The organism is Marinobacterium alkalitolerans (assembly GCF_017776525.1).
Lineage (GTDB): Bacteria > Pseudomonadota > Gammaproteobacteria > Pseudomonadales > Balneatricaceae > Marinobacterium > Marinobacterium alkalitolerans.
The window spans coordinates 179,281-196,837 of record NZ_JACVEW010000002.1 but is presented as its reverse complement, the minus strand read 5'-3'; the positions used below and the strand labels follow the sequence as shown (position 1 = coordinate 196,837).

At 58.4% G+C, this 17,557-nt stretch carries 12 protein-coding genes; all 12 read right to left on the bottom strand.

Annotated features, from left to right (window positions below; genetic code table 11):
* Positions 1 to 33: 33 nt before the first annotated feature.
* The 12 genes from murG to H9C73_RS02130 all read right to left on the bottom strand — a co-directional run bounded on the left by murG (position 34) and on the right by H9C73_RS02130 (position 17,553).
* Positions 34 to 1,116, bottom strand: a complete 1,083-nt coding sequence (gene murG, locus H9C73_RS02185; protein WP_209286144.1) for an undecaprenyldiphospho-muramoylpentapeptide beta-N-acetylglucosaminyltransferase — start codon at positions 1,114 to 1,116, stop codon at positions 34 to 36.
* Entirely contained in the window at positions 1,113 to 2,345 is a 1,233-nt protein-coding gene (ftsW, locus tag H9C73_RS02180; protein ID WP_209286143.1) for a putative lipid II flippase FtsW, read from the bottom strand. The genes murG and ftsW overlap by 4 nt, the downstream gene beginning before the upstream one ends.
* Positions 2,342 to 3,691, bottom strand: coding sequence for a UDP-N-acetylmuramoyl-L-alanine--D-glutamate ligase (murD, locus tag H9C73_RS02175; protein WP_209286142.1), 1,350 nt, complete (start codon positions 3,689 to 3,691; stop codon positions 2,342 to 2,344). The genes ftsW and murD overlap by 4 nt, the downstream gene beginning before the upstream one ends.
* Positions 3,692 to 3,701: 10 nt before the next feature.
* On the bottom strand, positions 3,702 to 4,784 hold the full coding sequence (gene mraY / locus H9C73_RS02170; RefSeq protein ID WP_209286141.1) for a phospho-N-acetylmuramoyl-pentapeptide-transferase: 1,083 nt from the start codon (positions 4,782 to 4,784) through the stop codon (positions 3,702 to 3,704).
* Between the two features lie 3 nt (positions 4,785 to 4,787).
* Positions 4,788 to 6,161, bottom strand: a complete 1,374-nt coding sequence (locus tag H9C73_RS02165) for a UDP-N-acetylmuramoyl-tripeptide--D-alanyl-D-alanine ligase (RefSeq protein ID WP_209286140.1) — start codon at positions 6,159 to 6,161, stop codon at positions 4,788 to 4,790.
* A complete protein-coding gene (locus H9C73_RS02160; RefSeq protein ID WP_209286139.1) occupies positions 6,158 to 7,669 on the bottom strand; it encodes a UDP-N-acetylmuramoyl-L-alanyl-D-glutamate--2,6-diaminopimelate ligase in 1,512 nt (503 codons plus the stop codon). Before H9C73_RS02160 ends, H9C73_RS02165 begins: the two co-directional genes overlap by 4 nt.
* Positions 7,666 to 9,384, bottom strand: a complete 1,719-nt coding sequence (locus H9C73_RS02155) for a peptidoglycan D,D-transpeptidase FtsI family protein (protein ID WP_209286138.1) — start codon at positions 9,382 to 9,384, stop codon at positions 7,666 to 7,668. The genes H9C73_RS02160 and H9C73_RS02155 overlap by 4 nt, the downstream gene beginning before the upstream one ends.
* Positions 9,371 to 9,796 (bottom strand): cell division protein FtsL, encoded by a 426-nt coding sequence (gene ftsL, locus H9C73_RS02150; protein WP_236014027.1) that lies wholly within the window; start codon positions 9,794 to 9,796, stop codon positions 9,371 to 9,373. Before ftsL ends, H9C73_RS02155 begins: the two co-directional genes overlap by 14 nt.
* Entirely contained in the window at positions 9,793 to 10,731 is a 939-nt protein-coding gene (gene rsmH / locus H9C73_RS02145; RefSeq protein WP_209286137.1) for a 16S rRNA (cytosine(1402)-N(4))-methyltransferase RsmH, read from the bottom strand. The genes ftsL and rsmH overlap by 4 nt, the downstream gene beginning before the upstream one ends.
* 19 nt (positions 10,732 to 10,750) lie before the next feature.
* Positions 10,751 to 11,203 carry a division/cell wall cluster transcriptional repressor MraZ gene (gene mraZ / locus H9C73_RS02140; RefSeq protein ID WP_209286136.1) on the bottom strand — a complete coding sequence of 151 codons (453 nt, stop codon included), beginning with the start codon at positions 11,201 to 11,203 and terminating at the stop codon, positions 10,751 to 10,753.
* 433 nt (positions 11,204 to 11,636) lie between these two features.
* Complete coding sequence (locus tag H9C73_RS02135; RefSeq protein WP_209286135.1) at positions 11,637 to 12,689, bottom strand: response regulator; 1,053 nt, start codon at positions 12,687 to 12,689, stop codon at positions 11,637 to 11,639.
* 169 nt (positions 12,690 to 12,858) lie between these two features.
* Entirely contained in the window at positions 12,859 to 17,553 is a 4,695-nt protein-coding gene (locus H9C73_RS02130) for a response regulator (RefSeq protein ID WP_209286134.1), read from the bottom strand.
* Between the last annotated feature and the right edge of the window lie 4 nt (positions 17,554 to 17,557).

The window sequence follows — 17,557 nt, the reverse complement described above, 5'->3', positions numbered from 1 at the left end:
CTTCGTAGACTGTTACACTGCGGTTTTCCGCTTTCACTTCATAACCTCCAGGCAGACCTGTGCCACTCTGTCACCGGCGTCAGGGCGCGCCTGTTCACGCGCACGCTCTGCCATCATCAATAATTCGTTTCGGTTGTTCAGTTCAGTCAGAACGGTTGCCAGTCGCTCGGCATCCAGTTCGGACTGCTGTATCAGGCGCGCGGCGCCCTGTTGCTCCATATGCCGGGCATTCGCCGTCTGGTGATCGTCAACGGCATGCGGAAACGGCACAAACACGGCCGGCAGCCCCGCTATTTCAATTTCACTGACCGTCAGCGCACCTGCGCGGCACAACACCAGATCGGCCCACTCATAGGCCCGATCCATGCGATCGATAAAAGGCACAACACTGGCCTCAATCCCGGCTTCGGCATAGGCCGATTGCGTGGCCTCGAGATGCTGCCTGCCGGTTTGGTGCCACACCTGAGGACGAACTTCCTCCGGGATGCGGGCCAGTGCCTGCGGCAGAATACGATTGATCGCCAGCGCACCGAGACTGCCACCCACCACCAGCAGACGAATCGGCCCTTCACGACCGGCATAACGCTCCGCCGGCGGGGCCAGATTCAAAATCGGACCACGTACCGGGTTGCCGGTAGTTTCAACCCCGGTGCGCCCTTCAAACGCTTGCGGGAATGCCTGCAGCACACGACGGGCCAGCCTGGCCAGGGTTCTATTGGTCATGCCCGGAATTGCGTTCTGTTCGTGTACCACAACCGGTACGCGACACAGCCAGGCGGCAAGACCGCCGGGGCCTGAGGCGAAACCGCCCATGCCCAGCACGGCATCCGGCTTCGCGCGATGCAACACACCTAACGCCTGCCCCAAAGCGCGCGCGAGGCGGAAGGGTGCCAGCAGCAGGCTTAACCGCCCCTTTCCACGCAGCCCGGTAATCGAAATTCGGTACAACGGGATACCCGCTTTCGGCACCAGTTCGTTTTCGATGCCCTTCATGCTGCCCAGCCATTCGACCTCAACGCCCTGTTGCTGGAGTTTTTCAGCCGTCGCCAGTGCCGGGAACACGTGTCCTCCCGTACCACCGGCCATAATCAGCACTTTTCGTTTCGCCTGGGTCATGCCGATTTATCCTCCAACCTTAACAATCGACTGAGCCAGGGCAGCTCTCGCGGTGACTGCTTGAGCCGATGGCACTTCAGTTCGTAATCCACACGCAACACGATCGCGATCATGGCTGCACACACCAGCAGACTGGAGCCGCCGTAACTCAGCAGAGGCAAGGTCAGCCCCTTGGTCGGCAAGGCCCCTACGTTCACCCCGATGTTGATCAGCGCCTGTCCGGCAATGATGAAGCCAAACCCGTACGTCAGGTAGGCCATGTAAAACTGCTGCGCCTGCTCGGCCTTGCGCCCGATAATGAAAATGCGCGCCACCAGCAGGACATAGAGGGCCACCACCAGCAGGGCACCAATCAGGCCCAGCTCTTCTGCCAGCACCGAATACACGAAGTCCGTGTGGGCTTCGGGCAGGTAAAACAGTTTCTGCACGCTATTGCCCAGCCCGGTCCCAAACCAGTCGCCTCGACCAAACGCAATCTGCGCCTGAGAGAGCTGGTAGCCGGCCCCGAAGGGATCTGCCCAGGGATCGGTAAAGCTTTTCAATCGTTCCATGCGGTAGGGCTGCGCAAACGCCAACAGGCCAATCAGGCCACCGCCACCGAGCACCACAACCACCAGCTGCGCGAAACGCATACCGCCAAGGAACACCATGCCGGCAACGGTGCCGACCATCACCACCAGCGCCCCGTAGTCAGGCTCTGCCAGCAGGAGGACACCGTAAATACCCATCGGGAGAGCCGGTTTGACTACCCCCCACCAGCTGCTGCGTACTTCGGCCAGCCGGCGCACCAGATAGCCGCTGATAAAGATCACCATGCAGGCCTTGGCAATTTCGGATGCTTGCAGGTTGACAGGGCCCAGTCCGATCCAGCGCCGAGAACCATTGACCTCACGCCCGATCCCCGGCAGCAGCACCAGCGCCAGCAAGACGGCCCCGAAAATCAACAGCGGCACACTGAAGCGCTCCCAGGCGCGAATCGGGATCATGATGGCCAGCGTGCTGGCGATCAGCGCCAGTACGAAGAAACTGCCATGGCGCACAATAAAGTGAAGCGGTGAACCAAAATCGCGTGCCGCCACATCCATGGAGGCCGAGGTGATCATCACCAGCCCAGTCAGCATCAATGCGAGAGCACTGACCAGCAGCAGCGGATCAACCGGCGCGACACCTCTGGGCGGGCGAATCACTTCGGGCATCGAGGGCATGGGAAGTCGCAGCGCCATCTTCATCGCAGCGCCTCCACGGCGTTCACAAACGCCTCGCCCCGCGCCGGATAGCCCGAGAACATGTCAAAGCTGGCACAGGCCGGTGACAGCAGTACCAGATCGCCGGGTACAGCAAGCTGTGCAGCCTGCTGCACGGCCACTTCCAGCGAATCAGCAAAGCTAGTCTCCACACCCTTAACTTCAGAGGCTATCTGCCGGGCATCACGGCCAAACAGGACCAGTGCCTTGCCGTAGCGCTGCAGGGGTGCTGAGAGTTCGCCAAACGCCTGATCCTTGCCGACACCGCCAGCCAGCAGAATCAGCCCTGCTCCCGGAGCAAGAGAGGTGCCCAGCCCTTCCAGTGCCGCCAGAGTGGCGCCCACATTGGTTCCCTTGGAGTCGTTGTAGTAGCCGACCCCCTCAATATCCGCGACCCACTGGCAGCGGTGCTCCAGCCCGGCAAAGGCCTGCAGCGCCTGCAACGCCGCTTCACGGGGAATGTTCACCGCTTCGGCCAGCGCCAGCGCGGCCAGTGCGTTGGCATGATTATGACTGCCACGCAGTTTCAGCGCCGTCACCGGCAGCAGTGGGGTCAGCCCCTGACAAAGCCAGGTTTCACCTTCGTGCTCACGCAGGCCGTAATCTTTCAGGTCCGGCTCACCCAGACCAAAGCGGCGCAGCTCGACCCCCTGCGCCATCAACGGCTGGGTCAACGGGTCGTCACGGTTGGCAATCACCTTGGCCGCCCCGCGATAGATGCGCTGCTTCGTCAGCACGTAATCCTGCATGCTGTCGTAGCGATCCAGATGGTCCGGGCTGATATTGAGTACCGTGGCGGCGGCCGCCTTGAGGCCATGAGCGGTTTCCAGCTGGAAGCTGGAGAGTTCCAGTACGTACAGGTCGGCCGGCTGCTCCAGCAGGTCCAGCGCCGGGAGGCCGATATTGCCGCCCACGCCAACGTTAATCCCGGCGGCCTGCGCCATTTCACCCACCAGTGTCGTCACAGTGCTCTTGGCGTTGGAGCCGGTGATGGCCACGATGGGAGCGGTTGCTTCACGGCAGAACAGGTCAATATCCCCGATCAGGGGCACGCCCGCCGCGACAGCCTGCTGAATCTCCGGCTGGCGTTTATCAACGCCCGGGCTGATCACCAGCTCGTCGGCACTCAGCAGCCAGTCAGTGTCCAGTTTGCCGAGGCGCAGCTCCACACCGGGAAAGGCCGCACGGAAATCATCCACGCCGGCCGGTGCTTCACGGGTATCGCACACCGCAAAGGGTTGCCCGTGACGCTGAAAATAGCGGGCACAGGAGAGCCCGGTCTGTCCCAGACCGATAATGATGCGCCGTTTGTCAGTCGCAATCAGGCTCACGTGCTCTCTCCTATCGAATCTTCAACGATGCCAGGCCAATCAGCACCAGTACCACGGTAATGATCCAGAAGCGCACGATCACGCGCGGTTCCGGCCAGCCCTTGAGTTCAAAATGGTGGTGAATCGGCGCCATGCGGAAAATACGGCGGCCGGTCAGCTTGAACGAAGCGACCTGCAGAATCACCGAGATGGTTTCCATCACGAACACACCGCCCATGATCACCAGCACCAGTTCCTGACGCACAATGACGGCGATCACGCCCAGCGCTGCCCCCAGTGAAAGTGCGCCCACATCGCCCATGAACACCTGTGCCGGGTAGGTGTTGAACCAGAGGAAGCCAAGCCCCGCACCCACGATGGCCCCGCAGAAAATGATCAACTCGCCGGAGCCGGCAACGTATGGAATATTCAAGTAGTTGGCGAACTGAACGTGGCCACTCAGGTAGGCAAACACCGCCAGTGCGGCAGACACCATAACGGTCGGCATGATCGCCAGGCCATCCAGCCCGTCTGTCAGGTTGACCGCATTGGAGCTGCCGACGATGACGAAATAGGTGAACACGATAAAGAACAGCCCCAGATCGATCGCCACATCCTTGAAGAAGGGCACGATCAGCTGCGTTTCAATCGGGGTTGCAGCGGTCATGTACAGCACAATGGCGGCACCAATGCCGCCCAGTGACTGCCAGAAATACTTCCAGCGCGCCGGCAGACCTCGCGGGTTCTTTTCCACCACCTTGCGCCAGTCGTCTACCCAGCCAACGGCACCGAAAATCAGTGTCACGATCAATGTCACCCAGACGTAGTGACTGCTCAGGTCACTCCACAGCAGGGTGCTGATCGCAATGGACAGGAGAATCAGTGCTCCCCCCATGGTGGGAGTGCCAGCCTTGCTCAGGTGTGACTGGGGGCCGTCATCACGCACGGCCTGACCGATCTGCTTTTCCTTCAGACGCGTAATCAGCCAGGGCCCCAGAAACAGGGACAGCCCCAGTGCGGTCAGGATTCCCATGATCCCGCGCAGGGTGATATAGCGAAATACGCCGAATCCGCTGTGGAATTGAGCCAGATAATCGGCCAGCAACAAAAGCATGTGTCAGTCTTCCCCTTTCAACAGGGCGTCTACCACCCTGTCCATCGCTGCGCTTCTGGACCCTTTCACCAGAACGCAGGTCTCCGGTGTCAGCAGCGTGCGCAAGCGCTCGATCAATGTCTCTTGCGCAGCAAAATGCTGCGCCCCCGTTTTTATATTGTTGAACGCCGCCACGGCGCCTGCCATCTGCGGGCCGGTCGCCAGTAGCTGTTCGACGCCACGCTCAGCGGCGTAACGGCCGACTTCGGCATGCAGGCGCTCCGATTCCTGACCCAGCTCGGCCATATCACCCAGCACCAGCACGCGCTGACCGGGCAGTTGTGCCAGCAGGTCCGTCGCTGCCTTGATCGCATCCGCGTTGGCGTTGTAGCTGTCATCAATCACCAGCGCGCCACCGGCCAGTCGGTGCGGACTCAACCGGCCCGACACCGGCTTGAATTGGTCCAGCACGCCCTTGATTGCGGACAGTGGCTGACCCGCCGCAACCCAGGCTGCAGCAGCCGCCGTGGCATTGGCCACGTTATGTCGGCCCAGCACCTGAAGGCTGACCGGCAGGCGCTCGGTGCCGTCATCCAGTTCAAAACGCCAGCTGCCATCAGCGTTCATCTCGAGCTTGCTGGCACTCAGATCAGCAGCCCCGTTCTCCACGCCGAAGGTAAATACACGGCGTTTCAGTCGCGCCAGCCCTTCCATCCAGACCGCTGCGTAGGGCGAGTCCAGATTGACCACACCAACGCCGCCTTCTTTCAGGCCGGTAAAGATTTCGGCCTTGGCCTTCACCACGCCTTCAATGCCACCAAAGCCCTCAAGGTGAGCCCCCATGGCGTTGTTCAGAATGGCCACATCCGGCTGCGTATAAGACACCGTGCGTGCGATCTCGCCCTGAGCATTCGCGCCCAGCTCAATCACGCCAGCCGTGTGCCCGGGTGCCAGTTCCAGCAGCGTCAGCGGCGCCCCGATTTCATTGTTGAGGTTGCCTCGGGTGGCCAGCACGTCTCCACGCGTAGACAGCAGGCCGGCCAGCATCTCCTTCACTGTGGTTTTGCCGCCGCTTCCGGTAACGGCAAACACGGCACCCCGGAACAGTGAGCGATTGTAAGCGCCCAGCTGTCCCAGAGCTTTTAAGGTGTCGGTGACAACCAACTGCGGCAGACTGGTCTCGACCGCATGGTCAACCAGCACGGCAGCAGCCCCCTTCATTGCGGCAGCACCGACAAAATCGTGCCCGTCAAAGTTCGGGCCCTTGAGCGCCACAAACAGATCACCTGCCGCCAACTGACGGCTGTCTGTTACCACACGCTCAACCTGGCAGTCGCCCCCCAGCCGTTGTGCCTGTAACGGCGCTTCCAGCTCACTCAACTCAAGGGCGCGCATCATACCTCAGCTCCTTCTTTCAATACATGCCAGGCGTGGTCGAAATCATTGAACGGGTGACGCACACCCTGAATTTCCTGGTAGGGCTCATGTCCTTTCCCTGCCAGCAGAACAACATCCTCGGGGCCTGAGGTCGCAACGGCCCGACGGATGGCAACGGCGCGGTCAACTTCCACTTCAACATCCACCCCCGTGGGGACGCCCGCCAGAATGTCCGCGATGATCGCTTCCGGTGCTTCCGAGCGCGGGTTGTCGCTGGTTACCAGCACCCGGTCGGCCAGCTTCGCCGCCAGCTCACCCATTTCGCTGCGCTTGCCGGTGTCGCGATCGCCGCCGCAGCCAAATACGCACACAAGATGCCCCTTGGGGCCACTGTGCAGACGAAGCGCCTGCAGTGCCTGCGCAAGGGCGTCGGGCGTGTGGGCGAAATCCACGACAACGGCCGGTTTGCCCTCCACTTTCGGCAGAGGCTGCATGCGCCCCGGCACCGGCTCGATCCCTGACAGGGCTGCCGCGATGGACGCCACCTCAAAGCCCAGTGCTTCCAGCAAACCAGCACACAGCAGCAGGTTACTGGCATTAAAGCTGCCCATGACCGGTGCCTGAACGCGTGCCTCACCGGTCACGCCCTTGTAGGTAAAGGCGATGCCTGAGGGGTTGAACTCAAGCCCCTCAAGTGTCAGATCCGCGCCGGGCTCGGAGAGTGCAAATCCGAGCACACGACCGGGGGCCGGCTCCAGCCGTTCCCAGAGCGTGCGACCAAAAACATCATCCAGATTGAGTAGCTGAACCGGCGGCTGATAGTCGGTAAACAGTCGGGCCTTGGCATCACCATAGGCGTTCATATCGCCGTGGTAATCCAGGTGATCCCGCGTCAGGTTGGTGAACGCACCCGCCGCAAATTGGATGCCGCTGACGCGCTGTTGATCGAGCGCATGGCTGGACACTTCCATCACAATGTACTCGGCACCGCCATCTCTCAGCCGGGCCATGAGCCGCTGCAGACTGATCGGGTCAGGCGTGGTGTGGGTGGCCGTATCCAGCTCGCCCCAGAAACCGTTACCCAGGGTGCCGATCAAAGCGGCACGGTGCCCCAACTGCTCAAGCGCCTGCACCAGAAAACAGGCGCAGGAGGTTTTGCCGTTGGTGCCGGTTACGCCAATGACCTTGAGACTGTCACTGGGCGAATCATAAAAGCGGCTTGCCACCTGACCGATACACCGATCCAGGTCCTCCACTTCAAGCACGGGAACCTTGATCGCCTGACGTGCCTCTGAATCAAGCTCACCGGCTGCAACCATGATCGCTGCAGCGCCGCGCTCAAGCGCGTCCGGAATAAAGTCCGAGCCTTTTACCCGGCTGCCCTGACGGGCGAAAAACAGACACCCCGGCTCAACCTGACGACTGTCGAGCGCAAGACTGCTGATCAGCGGTGCCTCGGCGTAGAGGCCACCTTCCTGACACTCAATATCGGCCAACAGTTGGTTCAAGCGCTTGGGTTCTGTGCTCATTGCATCGCCACCTGGTCTTCTGCCGGCTCAGGCCACTTGTCCGGCGCCACGTTCAACAGCCGCAGTGCTCCGGATGCGATGCGCGAAAACACTGGCGCCGCCACCAGACCACCGTAATATTCCTGTCCCTTGGGGTTATCCACCATCACCGCGATCACCAGCCGCGGGTTACTGATCGGAGCCACACCGGAAAACACCGCTACATATTTATCTTCTGCATAGCCGCCGGCACTGGCCTTGTGGACGGTACCGGTCTTGCCACCCACGCGGTAGCCATCAACGGCTGCACGACGCCCTGTCCCCCGGGGACCGATGACGGTTTCCATCATCTCCAATACCTGAGGCCCGATACCCGGCGGCATCACACGTTTGCCCGCGGGTGACTGATCCTGTTTAAGCAGGGTGACCGGGCGCATCATGCCGTCAGCCGCCAGCGGCACATAGGCCTGCGCCAGCTGCAAAAGCGTGGTCGACAGACCATAGCCGTAAGACATGGTGGCCCGTTCCACGCGCTGACGCTCCTGCAGGAACGGCAGCACACCGGTACGCTCACCCGGGAAGCCGGTACCGGTATCCCGACCCAGACCTACGTTCTGCAACAGGTTGCGCACGGCATCCGGCTCCATCGACAGGGCCAGTTTGGTCACACCCACGTTGCTCGACTTGGTAATGATACCGGTCAGATCCAGCTCGCCGTAATTGCGGTGATCCTTGATACTGGCCCCGGCGACTCGGATGTATCCCGGTGAAGTATCGACAATGGATTCACGGGTGTAATCACCGCTCATCATGGCGGCTGCCACGGTAAAGGGCTTGATGGTAGAGCCGGGTTCAAACAGGTCGGTGAGCGCCCGGTTGCGCAGCGCAGACGTATCGAGACTGGCACGGTCATTCGGGTTGTAGGACGGCTGGTTAACCAGCGCCAGCACCTCTCCGGTACGTGTATCCAGTACCACGGCCGAGCCCGAGTCGGCCTGATGGACTTCGACCGCCGCTTTCAGTTCACGGTAGGCCATGTATTGTACGCGCAGATCAATGCTCAACTGCAGGTCTTCACCGGGGTCGGCGGCTTCCAGGGAGCGGATGTGCTTGATGGTGCGCCCCACCCGGTCCTTGAGCACCAGCTTGCGTCCCGGTTCCCCCCGCAGGCTCTGGTTGTAGGCGAGTTCCAGCCCTTCCTGGCCCTCACCATCAACGTTGGTGAAGCCGACCAGGTGGGTTGTGACTTCCCCTGCCGGGTAATAACGCTTGTACTCACGATCCACATGAATACCGGCAATATCCAGCGCCTCAACCGCTTCAGCCAGCTCCGGCGTAACCTGACGCTTGAGGTACATGAAGCGGCGTTCATGGTTGGCTTTCAGATCCTGCATCAGTGCTCGCGGCGGCAGATCGAGCAGCCGAGCCAGACGTTCCAGCCCCGCATTCTGCAGATCTGTTCTCAGCGGATCCGCCCACACCGTAGCAACTGGCGCACTGACAGCCAGCGGCTCGCCATTGCGGTCCGTAATCAGGCCTCGGTGGGCCGGGATGAGCATGGTACGCAGGGTACGGGCATCCCCCTGACTGCGCAGGAATTCCTGATCGTCACCGTACAGCGAAAACAGCTTGGAGGTGATCCCCGCCACAATCAGCACCAGCAGGAAGACGACCAGCCAGATACGCCAGCTGCGTGCTGCGTGTGTCTGCATGATCGGATCTTCAGCGTTGCTCATGGCGTACGATCTCGATGGTTTCTGTGTCCGGCACGACCATGTTCAACTGGTCGGCCGCCAGGGTTTCAATTCGGTTGTGCGAGGACCAGACACTCTGCTCAAGCAGGTACTGCCCCCATTCCACTTGCAGCTCGTCCCACTGACTGACCAACACCTGATGCTGGTTGAACAAGCGGCGATACTCGTAGGCTGAAAAAATCACCATCATGGCACTGATCATCACCAGCAGCGTCAGCCCTGCGACCAGTGAGACCGGCGCCAGCAGCTCGCCACCGGACAACATCGGCAGCTCTTCGCCCTTTTCCTCAGCCTGTTGCGGCTTGTCCCGCTTCAGCCGACCCAGCCGTTCACCGACAGGCGCCCAGAGACGGGCAGGGTTCAGTCGCTGTTTCAGCCTTGCCAACACCTTCATGTCAACTTGGTAGCTGCTCGCATCACGGCACTGCGTGCACGCGGGTTCACATTGAGTTCATCCTTGCCGGCACGGACTGCCTTGCCGGCTGACTTCAGACGGCGCTTGAGCATGTCGTCCGTTACCGGCACGCCGGGCGGCAGGTGCTCGTCGCCCTTCACATGACGACGGATAAAGCGTTTCACCAAACGGTCTTCCAGTGAATGGAAGCTGATCACGACCAGCTTGCCGCCGGGTGCCAGCACCTCCAGCGCCTGGTCCAGACAGGCCTCGACGTCAGCCAACTCACGGTTGATATGGATGCGGATACCCTGAAAGGCACGAGTCGCCGGGTGCTTGCCCTTTTCCCAGCGCGGATTTGCTTCGGAGATAATCCGGGCCAGTCGCGCCGTGGTGGTGATGGGCTCTTCAGCTCGCTGCTCGACAATGGCACGGGCCATCCGGCGTGAGAACCGCTCTTCACCGTATTGGAACAACACATCGGCGATTTCGGTTTCAGGTGCGCGGTTGATCCAGTCCGCTGCACTCTCCCCCGAGGTGGTGTCCATCCGCATATCCAGCGGCCCATCGTGCAGAAAACTGAACCCGCGCTCGGGGTCATCAAGCTGCGGCGAGCTTACGCCCAGATCAAGCAGTACACCGCTGACCTGTCCCATCAAGCCCCGCTGCTCAACAAAAGATTGCAGGTCGGCAAAGGAACCATGCTCGATACTGAAACGCGCATCATCCCCAAAACGCTGATGGGCGTGCGCGATTGCCTCGGGGTCCTTGTCAATCGCCATCAGCCGCCCCTGATCGGACAGCTGTTCAAGCACCTTCGCGCTGTGGCCACCACGGCCGAAGGTTCCGTCGATATAGAACCCGTCCGGATCATGCACCAGCTCGCGTACAGCTTCGTCCAACAGCACGGTGATATGGCTGAATGTCTGACTCATCGTATTTCCAGTCCGTCAGTTAAAGCGACAGAGTCTGCAATTCAGCCGGAATGTCTTCGCTGTCTTCCGCCTGCAGATACTCGTCCCGAGTGCTGTTCCAGAGCGCTTCGCTCCAGATTTCAAACTTGTTGCCCTGCCCCAGCAGGATGATTTTTTTATCCAGTTGGGCATAATCCCGCAGCGGCGCCGGCAGGAGCATTCGCCCGTTGGCGTCCAGCTCCAGATCCGTCGCATGCCCGGTCAGCAGACGCTGAATGCGCCGAACCGACTTGTTGAAACTGGGCAGGCTGTCGATTTTTGCCTGGATTTCATCCCACTCAGGCTGTGGATACAGCAGCAGGCAAGGGTCTTCGGTATCAATCGTCACCACCATGCGGCCCTCGCAATGGCTTCGCACCGACTCGCGATAGCGAGACGGCAATGCCATACGACCCTTGGCGTCCAGATTGATCGGATTCACTCCGCGGAACATTATTCCCACCGCAGCACCCAAAATTCCCCACATTGATCCACTTTTTCCCACTAAGCGACACTATAGGTAGTAAGACCAGTGGATGCAAGGCGCTCAAGGGCACTTGGGGCGGTGGTATGCGGGTGGTTTTGAGCCAGAGCAGGCTCAACGTGAAAAGCGCTAAAGGGGAAACGTGAAGCGAGACTTGGCAACCAGGGCAGGCCCTTAAAATCATTGGAATTTCTATTGGTGAGATTGCGTTCGGCGGGATACTGGTGCGCGTGGTAAATGCAAAATACTAATCTTGGAAAAACTGTTTAGTTATTCCCTTGAACGGACTCAAAAGCCCTGTACCGCAGAGTGAGAAATAACTGCATGCTGATAAGCATTAACTGGCGAGTCCACTGTCAGGGCTTCGAGCTGTTGCCAAAAAGCAGATGTCACCAATGCCTGATCAATTCACATCATCAAGAGGAACGTGCTCGGCATAACGGGCCTTCACTTCCAGGATGGATGGCAGAGAGTCCATGAATAGAGGAATAAGGTCCGGATCAAAATGGCGTCCGGCCTCCTGCCGCAGGTAATCAAGAGCCTCATCCACCGGCCAGGCATGCTTGTAAGGGCGCTCCGTGGTTAGCGCATCAAACACATCGGCCACAGCTACAATACGCCCTTCAATCGGGATATCCTGCCCTTTCAGGCCTCCGGGGTAACCGCTGCCATCCCATTTCTCATGATGGTTTTGGGCTATACTGCGCGCCATCCGGAGCAGGTCCGAGTCATGGCGCCCCAGGATTTCGGCTCCGAACTCCGGGTGCCGCTTCATGATGCTCCACTCCTCTTGAGTCAGCTTGCCAGGCTTTAACAGAATCTGGTCTGGCACACCGATTTTGCCAATATCATGCATGGGTGCCGCTTCCAGAATCAGACTGCACCAGGCCTCATCCATGCCCCTCGCAGCAGCGAGAATGTGTGCGTAATGACTCATTCTCATCACATGCTGGCCGGTCTCGTTATCCTTGAACTCTGCGGCCCTTCCAAGGCGCCTGATGATCTGGAGCCGGGAGTCCCTCAGCGCTGCAGTTCGAGCCCGGACTTTGCTTTCAAGCGCACGGTTCTGGTCATACAACGCAAGGTGCGTCTTTATGCGGGCTTTGACGATTGGCGGACTTATTGGCTTGCTGATGTAGTCAACAGCTCCCAGCTGCAAGCCTTTTTCCTCATCGCTTACGTCTGTCTTGGCTGTGACAAAAATCACGGGGATCCGGGCAGTGGCAGGGTTGCTCTTCAGCCGTCGAATCACTTCATAGCCATCCATTTCGGGCATCATGATATCGAGCAAAATCAGGTCGGGCGGAGGGCTGCTTGCTGCAATGGCAATGGCTTTCATGCCGTTCAGAGCTACTGTTACCCGATAGGAGGGCCTCAGAATGTCGTTGAGGATATCGATATTTTCCGGTGTATCATCAACGATCAAAATCGTCGCACTAGTATTTTCTTCGGCCATGAGCTGGCACCTCTTCTACACCACGGGCTGCCCTTAGGTGCTGCTGAAACATGGACAGCATGCCATACCAGGCACCTTTCCTCTGGCAGTGTGGCAAGTCAGAGCACCTCTCAATTTCCTTATCACGCTTGAATAATAGCCGAAGATCGAGCCCGTAGCTTTTGCATAATCAAACCCGTCTTTTCTCCAGGCCTTGCTTGAGCTTTCTGGACAACTGAACAACATCGTCGAAATGATATTCATCCAGCCTGGATGATATTTCATCAAGTGCTTTGCCATAGGCTCGACTACCGCGAAGTGCCTTCAGCGCCTTGAGCATATCCTTCGCTCGAGTATCGGACATCTCGGCGAAATAAGTCATCTCAGCCAGCAGCTCGAGCACCCGCCCGCGATCAAACGCCTGCTGATCCACTGCCTGTCCCTGCGAGGTAATACTCAGCCCGCTCAACCCATTCAAGACAGTTTTGAGCTCTGGTTCCAGCGCCAACAAGAGGCCTTCAACCTTGTCATGTCGAGCATCTGCTTGGCACGCCCTCTCAAGAGACTCCGCTGCTGCGTGCACATGGAGCGCCCCCACACTTCCGGCACCTGCTTTGAGAGTGTGGGCCAAACGCTCAGCTTCCACAGTGTCACCAGAGCCCCAGGCATCTCTGAAATTGGCAGCAAACGCGCTCTGTCCGGTTTTGAACTTCAACAGCAGCTTGCGATAAAGCGCCCTATTCCCCTCACAGGTTGCCAGTCCCGCGGCCAGATCAATACCTGGCAAATCAGGGAGACTGTCACCGGGGTTCTCAGACCGAGCATCCCCCCTGCTCTGAACGGGTCGTGCGTCCGGGTGAAGCGGGCGTACCCACTTCGCCAGGGTTTCAAACATGTTTCGTACATTGATTGGCTTGCTGATGTGGTCATTCATGCCCACTGCCAGCACCTTTTCACGATCCCCGGCCATTGCGTTCGCGGTCATGGCCAGTACAGGCAACGCCTCCCATGCAGGATTCTGGCGAATCTGCCGAGTCGCCTCATAACCATCCATAACCGGCATTTGGCAGTCCATTAGCACGCCATCAAAGGCCTCTTTGGACAACCAGTCCAGCGCTTCCTTCCCGTTCTTTGCCAGCTCTGCAGTAATTCCGTGTGTATTGAGCAATTCAAGTACCAACTCCTGATTCAAGTCGTTATCTTCAACGACAAGGAGATGGGCTCCCTGAAGGCCTTTGCTCAAGGTGCTGACATCATCACGGTGAGTGTACCGGGTACTGGAGGCAGCCTCCTGGTGCCCCAGGCTCACCATGATCCCGTCCAGTAAACTTGAGGGCGTTACCGGTTTGCTGATAAAACCGCTTATATCGACTCCCGCTGCTGCTTGCCGCGCTTCTTCCCGCCCATAGGCGGTAGTCATAATGATGACTGGCACCCTGACAGCGCAGGCCCTTTCCTGCATTGTTTTTGCAAGCTCTACGCCATTCATTCCGGGCATTTTCCAGTCCAGCAGCAGCAATTGATAAGAGTCGTGCTCGAGGTTAGCCTCAAGCTTGTCAAGCGCCGCATCACCATTCTCAGCCCGATCAACGCGCATGCCAAAGGATGTCAACATCGCTGTCAAAACATCTCTGGAAGCCTCGTTGTCATCCACTAGAAGCACATGAATATCTCCCAGCGCTGAGCATTCTGATTGCCGGGTGATGACTGCAGGCTTCTGTTTGCCAAGTCGTACCGTAAAACGGAAGCAACTGCCCTTCCCAAGCTCACTCTCGAGCCAAACCCTGCCCCCCATACGTTCAATGAGGCCTTTACTGATTGCCAGTCCCAGGCCTGTGCCACCATACTTGCGCGTCGTGGATGAATCGGCTTGTGAAAAAGAGGCGAATAGTCTTGCCTGCTGTTCAGCCGTCATACCAATACCCGTGTCCTGCACATCAAATTGCAGCACCAGGCTCTCATCAAACTCCTCGGCTACCCGGGCTCTGACCACGATCTCACCGGCTTCGGTAAACTTGACGGCATTGTTACCCAGGTTGATCAAGATCTGTCCAAGCCTCAGCGGGTCTCCCACAAGCGCGCTGGGTAAGTCGGGAGGATAATCGAACACCAGCTCGAGGCCTTTTTCATCGGCCTTCAGGCCTATAAGGCTGGCAAGGTTGTCCAGAACGTCCTCAAGACGAAAACCGGTCTGCTCAAGTTGCAACTTGCCGGCTTCGATTTTTGAAAAATCCAGAATGTCATTCAGGATGCCCAGCAACGCTTCGGCCGAACGATGGACTTTCTGAATATAGCTCCGCTGCTGAGGATCAAGGCTGGTTTGAAGTGCCAGGTATGACATCCCCATGATTGCATTCATCGGGGTGCGAATTTCGTGTGACATATTCGCCAGAAAACGGGATTTCGCCCGGGTAGCTTCTTCAGCCACTTCCTTGGCCCTGGCCAGCTCCATCTCCGCCTTGTGGCGTTTCGTTACGTCCCTTAACGCGATGTCCACCACCAGGCCATCATCGGTTTCTATCGGACTTAAACTGATTTCAACCGGCACCAGCGTGCCATTTTTTGTTTCAGCCTTCAGCACCGGCGTCTGCCCCGATGGACTTGCCCGGGACTCACCAGAAAACTTGTGACGATGAATTACGTGCTTATACCGCACCTCACTGGGCAACAGCATCTCAACAGGCTGGCCTATCATCTCGTTGCGCTCATAACCAAACAGGCGCTCTGCCTCACGATTAATCATCAGGATTTCTCCTGATTCGCTCGTCACAATCATCGCATCAGGAGCGGATTCCATTAGCGCATGAAACTGCTCCCGGCTTTTTTTCAGCTCGCAAGTGCGCGCCTCCACCTTGCTTTCCAGCTCATCTCTGGACCGAGCCAAAGCTCGGTTTGCCCTGTCCCCAATCCACGCACTGAAGGCCATCAGCCAGATCGTCAGGAAAAGCGTTACGCCAACAACCGAGTAGAGAGTGTTTCGTGACACTCGATAGCCCGCCAGGGCTTCCGCCTCATCCATCTCCGTAATCAACCCCAGCCCCAGATCCGCATCCCAGCGCCAGGCACTGAGCACCGGCACCCCGCGATAGCTCTCACTTCCCGAAAGCAGCATGCCGGTCCCGCCAGTGGCCAGAGCCTGGCCAACACGGGTCAGCACTACTGACTCCTGCCTCCCTGAATACCCACTTTCTCCATCCACCAAAAACGCAGGATTAGCCAACCTGAGATTCAAAATGCTGGATTGCCCATCTTCAAGCAGGCCCGCCCTCTCAAGCGCCTTGCCAAAACGTGTTTCAGAGATCATGTAACCCTGGGCATTCAGTGCATAGGTCTCCCCTTTAGAGCCAATCTGACCATTGAGCAGAATACGCGCAAACTCGCTCCGAGGGGGCACACTTGCAATAACGGCTGCTACCACCCTCCCTTGCTCATCCTTGACGGGGGCCGCAAAGTAGAGGCGAACCCTATCTGTGCCAGGTTCCCTTTGCGGCGGAATAAAAACAGGAATTCCATCATCAAGAGCGGTTTTCAGACCCTGTTTCATAAGCTGGCCAACAGGTGCACCACCATCCAGTACAAGGGTCTCATCACGTAAAGCCAGCGTCAGTTCCCAGCCGTTTGGAATACTTTCGGGAATGCCGAGCTCAGACCTGCCGGGCGCACTCCTTCTTTCTACAGAAGCCGTTGCAGTTTCAGAAACGAGGAAAGCACCCGCGTCCACTTCATTTGCGATCAGTGCAACCATCCTTAACTGCCCTGCCACCCAGTACCTGAGCGCATCATGTGTTGACTGGAGCACACTGCTGATGCCTTCAGCAGCACGTTGGCGTGCAATCGCCTCCTCACGCTGAAGCGAATACCACGCCAGGGCAAGCACCAGCATTAGTACGGAGCCGATACCCAGCACCCCGAACAGGCGGAGTTTGCCCGACTGGTATAATGCGAGCGCATCCGCCTTGTGACGGACCAAAAACCCGCTCAATACAACAACGCCAAGCAAAATGCTTAGCGTTATGGAGGCCAACAGCAGAAGCGGTACCGACTCCTTGTCTTCAAGCCCCAGGCCTGCTGTCAAATCCAGCCTGACGCCGATCCAATCGTTACGAATGGCATCCTTTGTGGAAGGTTCGATACTGGCAAGTGCTTTATCGAGAATACGCACCAGCTCAGGCCAGTCTTGACGAACCCCGAGCGATAACGAATAGGTAAAGCTGGTTGTCGAATTGATTTTGAGGTTGGTTATTCCCAGAGCATCGGCCCGCTCAAGCGCTGAAAACCGGTTGACCAGCATACCGTCCAGTTCGCCATCTGAAACTTGCCGCAACCCCTGGCTGATCGACCGGACCAGAACCGGGCTGACATCCGGGTAGTTTTCTGACAACCAGTCCGTTACGGCATAACCTTCAACAGCGCCCAGTTTGAGACTTTGAAATGCCAGCAGACTCGGTAAAACCTGCGTTTCACGGCGTGTAATCACAACCGTGGGTATATTCATGTACGGCTGTGTAAACAGAAAACGCTTACGGCGTTCGAAGGTTGAAGACAACCCGGGAATCAAGTCGATCTCGCCACGGTCGTATTTAGCGAGCACCTCGCTCCAGGTTGCTGCCTGCTGAGGTTCAAACTGAACCCCAAGTCGCTCCGATAACAGCCCTACGTAGTCAGCGATAATGCCCTGGTATCCGGCCCGCGGGTCAACGAACTCAAATGGCCGCCAGTCCGGGTCCACGCCTATTCGTATGACCGGATGCTGTTCAAGCCAAGCCTGCTCATCTTCGGTCAAATACCTGTAGGCTTGCGGCTCAGACTCCAGCGACCAGCTTGTCAAAGGTACCGCCAGCAAGCAAAGGCCCAGCCACACAGTTACCCACGCTGGCCATTTCATGATC

Coding starts and splice junctions, on each gene's coding strand:
- H9C73_RS02155 (WP_209286138.1), bottom strand. CDS start 9,384: ATGAGCAACGCTGAAGATCCGATCATGCAGACACACGCAGCACGCAGC.
- H9C73_RS02130 (WP_209286134.1), bottom strand. CDS start 17,553: ATGAAATGGCCAGCGTGGGTAACTGTGTGGCTGGGCCTTTGCTTGCTG.
- H9C73_RS02165 (WP_209286140.1), bottom strand. CDS start 6,161: ATGATGCGCGCCCTTGAGTTGAGTGAGCTGGAAGCGCCGTTACAGGCA.
- rsmH (WP_209286137.1), bottom strand. CDS start 10,731: ATGAGTCAGACATTCAGCCATATCACCGTGCTGTTGGACGAAGCTGTA.
- ftsL (WP_236014027.1), bottom strand. CDS start 9,796: ATGAAGGTGTTGGCAAGGCTGAAACAGCGACTGAACCCTGCCCGTCTC.
- ftsW (WP_209286143.1), bottom strand. CDS start 2,345: ATGAAGATGGCGCTGCGACTTCCCATGCCCTCGATGCCCGAAGTGATT.
- mraY (WP_209286141.1), bottom strand. CDS start 4,784: ATGCTTTTGTTGCTGGCCGATTATCTGGCTCAATTCCACAGCGGATTC.
- H9C73_RS02135 (WP_209286135.1), bottom strand. CDS start 12,689: ATGGCCGAAGAAAATACTAGTGCGACGATTTTGATCGTTGATGATACA.
- murG (WP_209286144.1), bottom strand. CDS start 1,116: ATGACCCAGGCGAAACGAAAAGTGCTGATTATGGCCGGTGGTACGGGA.
- H9C73_RS02160 (WP_209286139.1), bottom strand. CDS start 7,669: ATGAGCACAGAACCCAAGCGCTTGAACCAACTGTTGGCCGATATTGAG.
- mraZ (WP_209286136.1), bottom strand. CDS start 11,203: ATGTTCCGCGGAGTGAATCCGATCAATCTGGACGCCAAGGGTCGTATG.